The organism is Mesorhizobium sp. M7A.F.Ca.CA.001.08.2.1 (genome assembly GCF_003998455.1).
GTDB classification, from domain to species: Bacteria; Pseudomonadota; Alphaproteobacteria; order Rhizobiales; family Rhizobiaceae; genus Mesorhizobium; species Mesorhizobium ciceri.
This window is the reverse complement of the sequence record NZ_RZPW01000064.1, coordinates 1-14,251: the sequence shown is the minus strand read 5'-3', so window position 1 is coordinate 14,251 and position 14,251 is coordinate 1. Positions and strand designations below refer to the sequence as shown.

Below are 14,251 nucleotides of genomic sequence, written 5' to 3'. Positions count from 1 at the left end.
GTGGTGGGCTATATCAAGGCCGGCCGCGACGAAGGCGCGGAACTGATGGCGGGCGGCTCGCGACTGACCGGCGGGCCCTACGACGGCGGCAATTTCATCGCGCCGACTGTCTTCGGTGCGGTGTCGGACAAGATGACCATCGCGCGTGAAGAGATCTTTGGTCCGGTGATTTCGGCGATGCCGTTCGACACGCTCGACGAAGCCGTGGCGCGGGCCAATGCGACGCCCTATGGCCTGGCGGCCGGCATTTTCACCAGTCATCTTGGCACCGCCCACAAGCTCGCCCGCCGCATCAAGGCCGGCTCGGTATGGGTCAACATGTACCACGCCATCGACCCGGCGGTGCCGTTCGGCGGCATGAAGATGTCCGGCTACGGCCGCGAGGGCGGCATCGAACATCTGCATGAATATCTGGAGACCAAGTCGATCTGGATCCAGACCGACTGAGGGTGCGCTGATATTCAGGAGAGGCCGGGCTGCCAATGGCGGCGTTCCCAACGCACCATTCTCGGCGCTCGTGCAAGGTGCCTGTCCGAAGGCGCGACGCTCAGTTTGCCAGTTCGCGCAAATTGGTGCGGATGAGGTTCATCAGCTGTTCGGAGAAGGAGTGGTGCACATAGCCCCGCGCGGTGATGATGCCGACCGAGCGGTGGGCGTCGCGATGGTCGATCGGCACCACCCGCATACGCTCGTCATTGCGCGAAATGGCGATGCCGGGCACCACGCAGACGCCAAGTCCCGAACACACCAGCGCCACCGCCGTCTGTGCGCTTTCGACCTCGTATTGCGGCTTGAACTCGATGCCTTCCGCCGCCGTCAGCCGATCGACAAGGCCGCGCACGGCGGTCTTGCGGCTGAGCAGGATGAGCGGATAGCGCAGCAGGTCCGAGAGCAGCAGCTTCTTTTCGCCACCGTATATTTCCGTGGGGATGCAGGCCATCAGCGGATCGTCGAGGATGGACTCGAACTGGAAGTCCGTCAAGTTTGGCAGTTCGGGGCCGATGTAGAACTCGACCTCCTGCTGTTGCAAAAGGCCAAGCGCGGCCTGCGGCGGGCTCTCGATGACCTCGACGATGCTGCGTGGATAGCGCAACTTGAATGTCGCCAGGATATCGCCCAGCCGGCTTGCCGCGAGCGTCGGGGCGCAGGCGATCTGCACTTTGCCCTTGCGCCGAGCGGCGACCTCCGTCAGGCGGTCGAGGCTGGTCTGCACCTGTGACATCACGTTGGCGATCTCCTCGAACAGGATCTGGCCTTCCGGCGTCAGGCTGGCACGCTGTGCGGTGCGGATGAACAGCGAGATGCCGATCTGCTCCTCAAGGTCGCGAATCTGCATCGAGACCGCCGATGGCGAACGGTTGCTCTCCTCGGCAGCACGTCGGAAGCTGCCGTTTTCGGCGGCAAGCAGGAACGTCTGGAGAAGTTTGAGGTTGACGCTGGGCATATCCGCTCGGGCAGGGTGATCTGACCCCTGACCTATTCAGACGCGGAACCGATTGCAAGGCAATAGGGCAGGCCAGACATTGGTCCTGGCTTGGCCGGCAAAAGTGTCTCTCTTGTCGAGCCGCTCAATGAACCGCGGCGAACATGACGCGTTCCTCGGTGGCCTCCGAAAGCATCATCTCCTCGACCACGCGGCCGCGCTTGACCACCAGAATGCGATCCGAAACGGCGAGAATTTCAGGCAGGTAGGACGAGATGACAACGACGGCCATGCCTTGCTCGGCGAGATCGCTGATAAGCTGGTGGATCTCGACGATGGCGCCGACGTCGACCCCGCGTGTCGGCTCGTCGAAGATCACCAGCCTCGGCTTCTGAATCAGCGATTTGGCGATCACGACCTTTTGCTGGTTACCGCCGGAGAGCTCGATCATCCGGGCTCGGTCGCTGGTCTGCCGCAGGCTCAGACGTTCGCCCCATTCGCGGGCAAGTTGCCTGGCTCGCGCCAGCGACACCATGGAGACGGGATTGGCGCCCTCGGTCAGTTCACCCATTTGCAGGTTCTCGCCCGCGGTCATGGTTTCGAAGAAACCGTCGACCTTGCGATCCTCGGTGACATAGACGATGCCGTCGCGCACCGCAGGCCTGGGCACCCGATAGCGCACCGACTTGCCGAGCAGGCGGATCTCGCCGCCGTGGAAGATGTTGCGCTTCAACAGTCCGGCGACGACCTTGGCCATTTCGGTGCGGCCGGCGCCGACAAGGCCGAACATGCCGGTGACCTGGCCTGAAAACACCGAGAAGGAAGAGTTGCGCACCAGACCGGCGCAGGACAGATTCTCGACCGAAAGCACCTTGTCGCCATAGGGGCGCGCCGTGCGCTTGACCTCGCCATGCAGCGTTTCGGTGAGCGTGCGGCCGACCATGGCCTGCACGATCGAGGCGCGGGTGAAGCCCTTGGCCTCGCCGGACGCGACGATCTCGCCATCGCGCATGACCGTGATGCGGTTGGCGACGGCAAGCGCCTCTTCCAGCGCATGGGTGATGAAGATGACGGCGATGCCCTCCTTCACCAGCCGCTGCAAAAGTTTGAAGAAGTGGCTCTTCTCTTCAGGCGTCAGCGTCGCGGTCGGCTCGTCGAAGATGATGACGCGAGCCTTGTGGTGGACGGCGCGCGCGATCTCCACCATCTGCTTGTGCGCCGCGCCCAGCGTGCTGACCTGCGCGGACGGGTCGACCTGGAAGCCCATGCCGGCGAGGAACTGCCGCGCCTGAATGTAGAGGCCGCGCAACCGGTTGAACATCTTCTCTTCGCCGAGATAGAGATTCTGCGCTACCGTCATGGCCGGCACCAGGTTGGTTTCCTGGAACACCATGGCGATGCCGGCGCGCAGCGCTTCGGCGGGCGTGGCGAAGGACACATCCTTGCCGTCGAAGGTCATCTTGCCCTCGGTCAGCTTGAAGACACCGGCCATGACCTTGGTCAGCGTCGACTTGCCGGCGCCGTTTTCCCCGAGCAGCGCGTGGATTTCGCCTTTGCGCAGGTCGAAATTGACATTCTTGAAGGCCGGAATGCGCGCGAATGCCTTGGCGGCATCCCTGAGTTCAATGATGTTGGCGTCCGACATCGCTTAGCCTCGCTTGCCGCTGGCGGCGCTCGCCACGCGTACGATCCTCGATCCGCCGCGCGAGGCGACCAGCAGATCATCGCCCAGCTCGCAGGCGCTCAGCGTCCCGTGCACCTTGCCGTCTGCGCGCGAATGGAAACTCGACAGCGGCTTCATGTTCTGGTCGCAAAGAACCACCAGCCCGTAGGACCTTGTCACCGCGTATGGCTTCAGCACGTTCATCTGCTTCAACTGGCTGCCTTGCATGGGCTCGCGATAGTCGCGCCATGAGCCGAGCGACGGCGCCATCCAGTAGGCCTCCGGGACTTCCGCCAGCATGCGGGTGCGGTAGGTCTCCTCGCGCAGGATGAACTCCACCAGTTGGTTGCGCACGGAATAGAAGGTCAGCCAATAGCCGGCGTTGAAGGCCGGGGCGATGCGGGCGGGGTAGGCCGGCAGATGCTCCAGCACGGGCAGCGTCGCCGTGGTGGCAAGGTCGATCGCCAGCACGCGGTGGCGCCAGGCCTCCGAAACGTAGATGCGGTTGGAGCCGGTGGTGGCGATGCCGGCCGGCCAGGCCAAGCCGTCCCTGACAAGCTCCAGCCGGCCGTTTTTTAGATCGAGCCGCCAGACCGAACCGGACACGCTCTTCTGCATCAGGTCGCGACGCCAACCGCTCGCCGGCACTGAGGCCGAACCGTTGGCCACCAGCAAGGTGTTGCTGTCGAGGAAGGTGAGAGCGGTGATGCAGGAGAGGCGCCGAGCCTCCTCACCCGTCGCCTCGCGCCCGTCATGCAGGCCGCCGTGGACAACGACGCCCTTGCCGTCGATGGCCATCGCCGTCATGCCGCGGGCATGGGCGAGTGCGGTGATCTCGCCCGGAAATTCCTGCAAGGTTTCGGCATGGCCGTCGGCGCTAAAGCGCATCAGCCGGTTGGCGCTGCTTGCCAGAATGCCCTTTTCGGTGCGTACGAGATTGTCGGCCTCGGCGAGGCCGGCGAACGGCTCGGCTTCCTCCAGTCCTTGGTTGGGCAGCAACGGCCCGTCGAGCGTCGGCACGGTCACTGCCCACTCGCCACGGCCGAGAAAGCGGTCAAGAAGCTGGCTCAAACCGCTCATGGCTTTTTGCCCCAGTAGGAATCCGAGCTGAACCAGTCGGGATCGACGCCTTTCAAGGGCAAGGTGCCCATGCGGTTGTTGAAGATGCCGCAGAGATAGAGGATGCCCTTGTGCTCGCGCATCGAGGTGATCATCGGATGCTTCTCGCCGGTCTGGTCCCACAGGCTTTCGAGGATCTGGCCGTTCTCGTCGAAGCGCAGCACGCAGCCGGTGTTGAGATTGGGCATCAGCCACGCGTCTTCCGATACGCGCCGCGCCATGCGACGGCGGAAGCTCGGCATTTCAAGCGAGAGATCCAAGGCCGGCGTGCGCATGCCCATCAGGGCCAGCCAGTAGGTGCCGTCGGAGGCGCGGTTGATGTTGTCGGGATAGCCGGGCAAGCCCTCGATGACGCGCTCGACCTGGCCCTTCTTCGGGCCATCGAAATAGTAGCGGCTGATGCGGCAGGCCCAGCTTTCGGCGAACAGCACCGACTGGCCGTCGAAGGCCGTGCAAATGCCATTGGGGAAGACGAGGTTCGACAGCAGTGTGCGTGTCGAACCGGATTTGGGATCATGGACGATGATGCGTCCGTTGCCACGGCTTTCCAGCGCGTCGGCATACCAGTCATGCATTTCGAAGCGCACTGTCGCTTCCGAGAAGACGATACGGCCGTCCGGCAGGATGTCGCAGTCGTCGGCGAGCTTCATGGTCGAGTCGTCGACCACCGAGGTCAGTGAGCGGTTGGTTTCGGCGGTCAGCAGCTTTACGTCGCCGGCCGGCGAGACCTGATAGAGGCCCATGCCGGCGACGCAGATGACGAGGTTGCCGTCGCGGTCGAAAGCCATGCCGAGCGGCGAGCCGCCAATATGTGCGAACACTTCGCTATCGGTATAATGGGGCGGCTGGAAGCGCAGGATCTCGCCCTGGCGGCTGCCGGTGTAGAGACGGTCCTGCCGGTCGAAGATCACATCCTCCGCGCCGTCGAGAACGCCGAGGCCGATGACGCCGACGTCCTTCAACCGGTCATTCACCGCCATTGGCGCGCCGGGCGCGGTCGAGATCGCCTGCGGCATCTTGGCGAAGGTCGGCGAGATGTAGACGCTGCGCAGGATCTTGTGGCGGTTCTTCACCCAGCGAACGTCGAGAAGCACCGACAAAAGCAGCACGATGCCGAGGATCAGGAAATTGACCGGGCCGGGCACGGCCAGCGCGAGCAGGCTGTTGGACAGGACAAGCACGAAGACGGTGCCCATCAGCGCCTTGGCGACCGAGCCGCGCCCGCCGCCTAGCGAGATGCCGCCGAGCACGGTCGCGGTCAACACCTGCAGTTCGAGACCGGTGCCGATGTCGGAAGCGGCACTGCCGATGCGGGCCGAGAAGAAGAAGCCGGAGAGCGCCACCAGCACCGAGCACAAGACATAGGCGCTGAACAAGATGAAGCGCACATTGATGCCGGCATTGTAGGCAGAGCGGCGCGCGCCGCCGACCGCGAACAGCCGCCAGCCATAGCGGGCGCGCGACAGCACGAGATGGATGATCAGCGCGATGACGACGAAGACCACAAAGGACGTCGGCACGCCCCAGATCGTACCGAAACCAAGAAAATCATAGGCCGGCGAATCCGGACCGCTGGTGACGATCCGGGTCGAGACCTGGGGAAAGACGATGTCGAAGGTCGAGCGGTAGATGATGAGCGTCACCAGCGTGGTGAGAAACGCCCGCATGCGCAGGAAGCCAACCAGGAAGCCGTTGATGGCGCCGCAGACGACGCCGAGGCCCAGGCACGCCAACAGGCCGGTACCAAAGCTCCACTGCTCGACATTCATCCCATAGAGCGTGACCAGCACGGCGAGCGCGAAGGTCGACCCGACAGACAGATCGATGCCGCCTGACACCATGACGATGGTCATGCCGAGCACCACAAGGCCAAGCTCGGCGGTCTGGCCGCTGAGATTGGTCAGCGTCGCCAGATCGAAGAAGCCTGGCACGATCGAGCCGAAGATCGCGCACAAAATGACCAGCGCCGTGAAGGGGATGACGCTGTCGATCCACTTCTTGGTCAGAATCTCCCCGACCACGTGGTCGGGGAGCAGGCGGTAGCGCCAGCGCACAAGGCTTTCAGCCATGCTCATCAAGGAAGTCCGTTACTTGAGCTCGTCCAGCTTCCAGCAATTCCTGCCGGTCGCATTGGCCTTGTCGACGCGGGTGATCGGACCGAAGAAGATGGTCTTCTCGCTGCCCGCCTGCCGGCCGGACTGCTGCAGCAGCTCGGAAATCTGTTGTGCTGCGATCTCGGCCTGGATGGGGGCATTAAAGTTGAAGATCACATCGAGCAGCCCGTTCTTGATGCTCTCGCAGCCCGTGGCGCTGCCCGCGCCATTGGTAACGATCGTCACCTGGTCCTGCTTGCCGGCGGCCACGACGGCGGCGCCGGCGCCGACCTCGGCATTATCCCAGATGCCCATGATGCCGCACAGGTCCGGATGTTGCTGGAGCACCGTCTCAGTGATCTGGCGGGCCTTTTCGCTCATGTAATCGGCCGGCTGGTCGGAGACGAGCTGCAGCTCGGGATTGGCCTTCAGCACCTCGTCGATGCCGGTGCGCATGTAGATGTTGGCGGCACCCGTCTGGACGCCGGCGAGCCAGACCACCTTGTGCGAGACGGCATTGGGCCCGGTGCAGTGCTTGGCCAGTTCGCCCATTTCGAGACGGCCCATTTCGATCCAGTCGTTGCCGACATAACTGTCCGTCTGGGTGGCCGACTGCATGTTGACTTGCAGCACCTTGATGCCGGCCGCCTGCGCCTGTTTCAACAGGCGTGCGTAGGTCTGGACGTCGGGGTTCTGCACGATGATCAGGTCCGGCTTCTCGGCGATGGCGCCCTGCATGGCGCGAATGCCGGCATTGGTGTCGCCGGAGGGATCGCGCACTTCGAGGCTGAAGCCGTAGCGAGCGGCGTGACGCTGCCACACCACCACCCAGGCCTGGTTGAGGTCCATGCCCTGCGAGATTGGCACGAAGATGACCTTCTTGCCCTTGAGCGCCTCGAGATAGGTGGAGCGGCCGACCTGATCGGTTTCCTGCGCCGTGGTGATTTTCGCCGCGCCCAGCAGCGCCAGCGCTGTCATGCCCGCGAGCAGGCAGTTCTTGAACAACTTCATGGTATCCTCCCAGATTTATGTCTCGGTTCTTGTTTCAGATGTCGCCGCTTTGCGAGGTCTGCTCGTCGCGCGGATTGATGATGGCGTCGATCGCCAGCGCGCCCAGCAGGATCACGCTCTTGATCAGGTTCTGGCTGGTGTAGCTGAAGTTCAGGATCGTCATGCCGTTGGTCAGGATGCCGACCAGGATGGTGCCGACGATGACGTTGCGTACGCCGCCCTGGCCACCGGAGAGGCCGATGCCGCCCAGCACGACGACCAGCAGCACGTCGTAGATCAGGCTGGAATTGTAGAGGCGCGTGTCGATGCCGGTGACCAGCCCCAGCATGATGATGCCGGCGATATAGGCAATGAGGGCGCTGATGACATATTGCGTCACGATGATCGGGCGCGTCGGCAGCCCGGTCGTGCGGGCCGCGTTCGGGTTGTCGCCAGTAGCATAGACCAGCCGGCCGAAGCGGGTCTTCCTCAGGAAAAAGCCCATGAGCGCGGCCACCGCCGCGAAGATGATCACCGACATCGGGATGCCGAGGATGGTTCCGTTGCCGACGAATTTCAGCCAGCCGATATCGGAGGGGGCATAGAGCACGTCGGACGCAAAGACGATGCGGCCAGAGCCGTAGACCGAGGACGCGATGGCAAGGGTGGCGAAGATCGGCGGAATTTCGGCCACCGCCACCATGACGCCGGTGAACAGGCCGATGGCCGCGACCAGGATGGCCCCGAAGACGACGGCCAGCGTGAAGTCGACGCCCCAGGTGGAGATCCAAATACTGAAGGCGACGCCGACGACCATCACCGCCACCATGGTCAGGTCGATGCCGCGCCCAACGACGATGAGCCCCATGCCGACGGCCAGCGTGCCCAGGATCGAGACATTCTTGAGAATGGCAAGGATGTTGCCTTGGCTCAGGAAATTGTTGAGCGTCGCCGAGAACACCAGGAAGAGGACGGCCGAGATCGCGCCGACGACGAGTTCCTGGGACATTTTGATGCCCAAGCGCGCGGTGTCGGATTTGCCCGAACCAGCCAAGTCAGTTCCTCCCTCGCTGCCGGTTTGAACCAGCGGCGTGCCAAAGCGGCCTTGCCCCAGGGCTTTGCCGCGACGACGTTCCTCCACAGCCCTAAGCCGGCTGCTTGCGTAAAGACCATCGCGGCTCAGGGCGGCAGGGGCAATTTCGATTTTCTGATGCGCTGTGCAGTTCGTCAGTGTGGAAAAAGAGGATGAGGAATCGTCGGTTGTGTGCTCTGCCGGATTTCACCTGTCGCAAAGCTCAGCCCGATGCCGGCAGCGTGCCGCGATCCCCGTGACGGTACTTTCCTGAGTGACGGGAGTGTCAAGTAAGGCACAAGCGGGCCCTGCTCTCCCTGGGTTTCCGTCCTACAGGCCGTTTCCATCGATCATCGCCATCAGGCAATCGCCAGCTTGTGTGCCGCTGATGCCCAGATCACGCACGCTGTTCATGTGGTTTCGGTCATTCAGGCGGAGGTCGCTGACAGGGTGCCCCTGCGCGCGCAAGCGCTTTCCGAAGTCGGCGGCCTGCTGGTGAAAAGGTGACGTTTCCTGATCTCCGACGAGAATGGTCGCTGCCGTCTCCGGGTCATGCCACCGCGTCATTGGGGTGAAGGCAGCTGCCTCCTCATCAGTGATGCCGATTAACGGCTGGAGGAAGGAGGTCTGAAGGGGCTTGAGGTCGTAAAGGCCGCCTAGCAGCAGCGCCGCACGTATGCGCGACGGCATTGGCGCCTTTTCGAACAGGAATGTGGCCAGGTGCGCACCCGCCGAATGACCACTTACGCTTAGCCGGGCAGGGTCGCCGCCATGGGCGGCTATATTGTCCAGCACCCATTGTTTGGCACGCCGGATCTGGTCGACGATTGCCGCCATCCTGAATTCGGGCATCAGCGCATAATCGACGATGACCGCGATCGCCCCAGCTTTGGTGACTGTGTTCGCTACATAAGAATAGTCGCTTCTGGAGAACATGCGCCAGTAGCCACCATGGATGAAGATGTGCACGGGAAGATCCCTGCGCACACCGGGCGGAAAGAACAGGTCCAACCTTTCGGCCTCGCCCTCGCCATAGGCGATACCCGCCGATATCGGCAGGGTCGCCCGGGTTTCGGCGCTGCGAGTCACTATGTCGGCCACGATATCGTCAAAATCGGCCACATGGTCGCGCGTGCGGAAAGGGTCCTTTGACATGACTGCCGGTTCAGAAGGTGACGGCAATATATTTAGCCTCCATGAACTCGGCGATGCCGTGGTGCTGGCCGCCTTCGCGGCCAAGGCCGCTCTGCTTGACGCCTCCGAATGGTGCGGCCGGATCCGACATCAGTCCCCGGTTGAGGCCGATCATGCCGGCCTCGATCCCCGACGCCACCCGCATGCCGCGCCCAACATCGCGTGTGTATATATAAGCGGCCAGGCCATATTCCGTGTTGTTAGCATGGGCGATGGCCTGGGCCTCGGTGTCGAAGCGTGTGATAGGTGCCACCGGGCCGAAAATCTCCTCGTGCGCCATCTCCGCATCCGGCGGCACCTCGGACAGCACTGTTGGCGGATAGAAGAATCCTTCTTCCTCCGAAATCGCCCCGCCGCAAAGCACCTTGGCTCCCCGGCCCACCGCGTCCTTGACCAGGCGATCGATCTTGTCGACAGCCTTTCTGGTGATCATCGGCCCGCACTCGGTGTCGGCATTCGGGCCCGCCCCCACCTTAAGTGCCGCCATGCGCTTGCGGAGCCCGTCGGCAAAAGCATCATAGATTCCCGATTGCACATAGAGGCGATTGGCGGCGGTGCAGGCTTCGCCGGCGTTGCGCATCTTGGCGATCATCGCGCCATCGAGGGCGGCGTCGAGATCGGCATCGTCGAAGACGACAAACGGGGCATTGCCGCCGAGTTCCATAGAACACGAAATGACATGCTTTGAAGCCTCGCCGAGCAAGGTTCGGCCGACACCCGTCGACCCCGTGAAGGACAGCTTCCTGACCCGCGGATCGGCAAGCATGGCCGAAGTCAGCGGCCCGGGATTGGTCGTGGTCAGCACGTTGACGACGCCGGCAGGCACGCCGGCTTCGCTGTAGAGTGCCGCCAGCGCATAGGCCGTCAGTGGTGTTTCGCTGGCCGGCTTCAGGACGACAGTGCAGCCTGCCGCCAGCGCCGGCGCGATCTTGCGGGTCGCCATCGCGGCCGGAAAATTCCACGGTGTGATCAGCACGCAAATTCCGATCGGCTCATAATCGACCACGATCCGGTTGGTGCCGGATGGCGCGGTGCCGAATTCACCGGTGATCCGGACCGCCTCTTCGGCATTCCAGCGGAAGAACTCGGCGGCATAAGCCACTTCGCCGCGCGCGTCGCGCAGCGCCTTGCCGTTCTCCAGCGAGATCAGCATGGCGAGCGTTTCGGAGCGTTCGACCATCAGTTCGAAACAGCGCCGAAGGATTTCCGAGCGTTTGCGCGGCGCAGTTTCCCGCCATCTCCTAGCTGCTTTGGCCGCCGCCTCGACGGCGGCGGTGGCGTCCTCGACCGTCGCATCGGGAACCGCCGCGATCACCGCCCCGGAGGAGGGATCGACGACATCGATGAGCCGACCGTCGGAGGACGACCGCCAAGTGCCGTCGATGTAGAGTCCGTGCGAAAAACCGCGCACGTCATAGCCATCCTGGTCGAGTTGCTGAGCGTTCAAATTCATCGCTTTGTTCCGTTTCTCACATAACGCAGGCGGCGAGGTCGCCGTCATGGGCGGCCTGGACGAGGCGTCGCATCGTGCCGAGATCGAACGCACGCGGATTGTTCTTGATCAGGCGGTCGATGCCGAGCGCTTGCTCGGCGGTCCAGTCAAGCTTATCGGCAGGGAGGCCCAGATCCGCCAGTGTCGGCGTAATACCGATCGCCGCGAACAATCGCCTGATCTCCTCGATCGTGGCGGCTGCCATCTCGTCGGCGGTTCGCGCCTTGGCCTCCAAGCCAAGTGCCGCGCCGATCTCTGCCATCTCGTGAGCGGCGACGCGGCTGTTATAGGTCATCACGTAAGGCATCATTGTGGCCACGCCCAAACCATGGGCGGTGTGGGTGAGGGCGCCTGCCGGGTATTGCACGGCATGCGCCGCCGCCGTGCCGGCGGTGCCGAACGCGCAGCCCGCCGCCAGAGCGCCCATCATGACATCGGCACGCGCGTCGGCATCCGTGCCGTCGCTGCAGGCTTTCTCCAGACTCCGGCCAAGCAGCTTTATCGCGAGCAACGCGAAATGGTCTGTCAGCGCAGTCTTGCCGATGAAGACATGCTGTTGCGGCAGATTGGGGTCTTCACCGCGCCGCATGGCGGTGAAGGCCTCAATCGCATGGGTCAAGGCGTCGGCGCCGGCGATCGCGGTCAGGCCAGGCGGACAGGTCATTGTCAGCTCGGGATCGCACAGAGCGACCGCGGCGATAAGGTGAGGGCTCGATATGCCGACCTTGAGCGTCCGGTCCGGGTCGGAAATCACCGCGACCGGCGTCACCTCGGAGCCGGTGCCGGCCGTGGTGGGTACGGCGATCAGCGGCAGTGTCTGACCCGGCACCTTGAACTCCCCGTAATAGTCCTGGAGCTTGCCGCCATGGCTGAGCAGCAGGGTGGCGCATTTGGCGAAATCGAGACAGCTGCCGCCGCCGATGCCGATCACCATATCCGGCCCGAACCCCTTCGCTTCCTCGACGCAGATGCCGACCGTGTCGCGTGGCACGTCGGGCAGAACACGATCATGCACCAGGACCTCGATCGAGGCTGACTGAAGGGACTTGATGATGTCGGCGAATACCGTTGTGCCCGCGAAACGCTCGTCGGTGCAGACCAGCGCGCGTCGGCCGAACCGGGCGGCGACCGTCGGCAGCACATGGCGTTGCCCCTTCCCGAACAGGATTTCGCGCGGCAACCGCAGGGCGGCGAAGAGGGTCATGATTGGTCCTTTGACGGCTGCTGACTGGAAACGGAGGCATTGAACTCGGTCTGGATCGGACGGTTTAAGAGTGTGTCTCTCGCACTTAAAAGATATCCGCTTTAAAATCGTATAGGATATAGGATTGCATCCGCGGAACCATCGTGTTAGCAGTCCTCACTGTCAAGAGGCAAAATATGCAGACCGCAAACTTACCCGACCCAAGCGACGCCAGCATTGGAGCTGGTCGCATCCAGCGCGCCAACAGTCTCGTCGAAGATGTCTATGAAGCCATCTTCGCGCAGTTGATGGCGCTGAAGATCCCCCCCGGCTCGCGCATCACAGTCGACAGCTTGGTCAAGGAATTCAACGTCTCGCACACGCCGATCCGGGAAGCCCTCGGACGGCTCGAAGGCGAAGGCCTGGTGCTCAAGACGCATCTGATCGGTTATCGTGCCGCGCCCCAGATCACCCGGCGCCGTTTCGACGAATTATACGAGATGCGTCTGCTGCTCGAGCCGCATGGCGCCGCAAAGGCCGCCGCAACGATGGACGACGCCAAGCTCGATCTGTTGCTCGAAGCTGCCGGCGTGATGTCACGCCGCGAAGGCAAGGATGATCGCGTGCGCTATTCGAATTTCGCCAGGCAGGATGCGATCTTCCACGACAAGATCATGGAGTTTTCTCAAAACGAACTCATCCGCGAGACGTTGAGCCACCAGCACACGCACTTCCACATCTTCCGCCTGATGTTCCATGCACGCGTGACCGAGGAGGCGCTTGACGAACACGAGGCGATCCTTGCCGCGTTCGGCTCGGCCGATCCCGATGCCGCCGAAAAGGCGATGCGCATCCATATCGAGCACTCGCGCGATCGCCTGCTCCCGGCATTCGATTGAGGTCGGAACGGATGTCCATTGCCGCGAATATCGCCGGGGAGGGCGGGAGCATGTTGTCCAGCGAAGCGCCTGGTTCGCTTGAACCGGTGCTGCGCGCCCAGGAATTGTCCAAGCAATACGGCCCAGTGACGGTGCTGTCGGACGTCACCCTGGACGTCCTGCCGGGAGAGATCCATGCCATCATTGGCGAGAACGGTGCCGGCAAGTCGACGTTGATGCGGCTGCTGTCCGGCTATGTCGAGCCAAGCCACGGCACGTTGTCGATGAACGGACACGCGGTGAAATTTGCCAAGCCTGCCCAAGCACAGGATGCCGGTATCGCTTTGGTTCATCAGGAGATCCTGCTCGCCGAGGGGCTCACGGTCACCGACAATCTGTTTCTCGGGCGAGAGCTTTCGCGTGGCCATGTCGTGGATGACCGCACCATGCGCCGGCTGGCAACCGAGAAACTGGCGCAGATCGGCTGCGCGGTCTCGCCAAGGGCACTGGTGCGCGACGTTTCGCTGGCAGACCGGCAGATGGTGCAGATCGCTCGCGCCCTGCTTGACGACCACAAGGTGGTTATCTTCGACGAGCCGACCGCCGTTCTGACCGGTGGCGAGGTCGAGCGCCTGCTGGAGATCGTCCTGCAACTCAAGGCTCACGGCACCGCCGTGCTCTATATCAGCCACCGGCTGGATGAGGTGCAGCGGGTCGCAGACAAAGTGACCGTTCTGCGCGACGGCAAGATGGTCGGCACCTATCCCGGCAAGACGCTGAGCCAGATGGACATGGCGCGGCTGATGGTCGGGCGCGAACTGGCAGCGCTCTATCCTGAGAGAACCGCAGCGCCTTCGGATGTACCGATGCTGAGCGTGAGGAACGCCTCCGTTCCCGGCTATGTGGAGGACGTGTCGTTCACGGTCCACAAGGGCGAGATCCTGGGGTTCGCCGGTATGGTCGGCGCAGGCCGAACCGAACTCTTCGAGGGCATTATCGGCTTGCGCCCGGCAGTTGCCAAGATCGAACTTGAGGGCAAGTCGGTCCATTTCCAATCGCCGCGCGCGGCGATCGACGCCGGCATCGGTTACCTGACCGAGGATCGCAAGGGCAAGGGACTGCTGCTGCAAGAGCACTTGGCGCC

Annotated in this window: 12 protein-coding genes; 3 read left to right on the top strand and 9 right to left on the bottom strand. The window is 63.1% G+C overall.

The window, feature by feature from the left end:
• On the top strand, positions 1 to 447 hold a 447-nt coding region (locus tag EN914_RS06460), incomplete at its 5' end, for an aldehyde dehydrogenase family protein (protein ID WP_127389027.1).
• 100 nt (positions 448 to 547) lie between these two features.
• On the opposite strand, the gene EN914_RS06455 is transcribed toward EN914_RS06460, so the two are convergent.
• The 9 genes from EN914_RS06455 to EN914_RS06415 all read right to left on the bottom strand — a co-directional run bounded on the left by EN914_RS06455 (position 548) and on the right by EN914_RS06415 (position 12,250).
• Positions 548 to 1,444, bottom strand: coding sequence for a LysR family transcriptional regulator (locus EN914_RS06455; RefSeq protein WP_013533142.1), 897 nt, complete (start codon positions 1,442 to 1,444; stop codon positions 548 to 550).
• Positions 1,445 to 1,568: 124 nt separating this feature from the next.
• Positions 1,569 to 3,068, bottom strand: coding sequence for a sugar ABC transporter ATP-binding protein (locus tag EN914_RS06450; RefSeq protein WP_024502414.1), 1,500 nt, complete (start codon positions 3,066 to 3,068; stop codon positions 1,569 to 1,571).
• A gap of 3 nt (positions 3,069 to 3,071) precedes the next feature.
• Complete coding sequence (locus EN914_RS06445; protein WP_013533140.1) at positions 3,072 to 4,166, bottom strand: NHL repeat containing protein; 1,095 nt, start codon at positions 4,164 to 4,166, stop codon at positions 3,072 to 3,074.
• The gene (locus EN914_RS06440; RefSeq protein WP_024502415.1) at positions 4,163 to 6,280 is read right to left on the bottom strand and encodes an ABC transporter permease subunit; all 2,118 of its coding nucleotides are present in this window, start codon (positions 6,278 to 6,280) and stop codon (positions 4,163 to 4,165) included. The genes EN914_RS06445 and EN914_RS06440 overlap by 4 nt, the downstream gene beginning before the upstream one ends.
• Before the next feature lie 12 nt (positions 6,281 to 6,292).
• The gene (locus EN914_RS06435; protein WP_013533138.1) at positions 6,293 to 7,309 is read right to left on the bottom strand and encodes a sugar ABC transporter substrate-binding protein; all 1,017 of its coding nucleotides are present in this window, start codon (positions 7,307 to 7,309) and stop codon (positions 6,293 to 6,295) included.
• A gap of 34 nt (positions 7,310 to 7,343) precedes the next feature.
• Entirely contained in the window at positions 7,344 to 8,297 is a 954-nt protein-coding gene (locus EN914_RS06430; RefSeq protein WP_032809776.1) for an ABC transporter permease, read from the bottom strand.
• 393 nt (positions 8,298 to 8,690) lie between these two features.
• Entirely contained in the window at positions 8,691 to 9,515 is an 825-nt protein-coding gene (locus EN914_RS06425) for an alpha/beta hydrolase (protein ID WP_024502416.1), read from the bottom strand.
• Positions 9,516 to 9,525: 10 nt separating this feature from the next.
• Positions 9,526 to 11,007 carry an NAD-dependent succinate-semialdehyde dehydrogenase gene (locus EN914_RS06420; RefSeq protein WP_024502417.1) on the bottom strand — a complete coding sequence of 494 codons (1,482 nt, stop codon included), beginning with the start codon at positions 11,005 to 11,007 and terminating at the stop codon, positions 9,526 to 9,528.
• A gap of 16 nt (positions 11,008 to 11,023) precedes the next feature.
• The gene (locus EN914_RS06415) at positions 11,024 to 12,250 is read right to left on the bottom strand and encodes an iron-containing alcohol dehydrogenase (protein WP_024502418.1); all 1,227 of its coding nucleotides are present in this window, start codon (positions 12,248 to 12,250) and stop codon (positions 11,024 to 11,026) included.
• Positions 12,251 to 12,426: 176 nt separating this feature from the next.
• Between EN914_RS06415 and EN914_RS06410 the strand changes: the two genes are divergently transcribed.
• Both EN914_RS06410 and EN914_RS06405 read left to right on the top strand, forming a co-directional pair.
• On the top strand, positions 12,427 to 13,128 hold the full coding sequence (locus EN914_RS06410; RefSeq protein WP_013533133.1) for a GntR family transcriptional regulator: 702 nt from the start codon (positions 12,427 to 12,429) through the stop codon (positions 13,126 to 13,128).
• A gap of 50 nt (positions 13,129 to 13,178) precedes the next feature.
• Positions 13,179 to 14,251 (top strand): sugar ABC transporter ATP-binding protein (locus EN914_RS06405; RefSeq protein WP_245497804.1); only part of this gene is annotated, 1,073 nt, incomplete at its 3' end.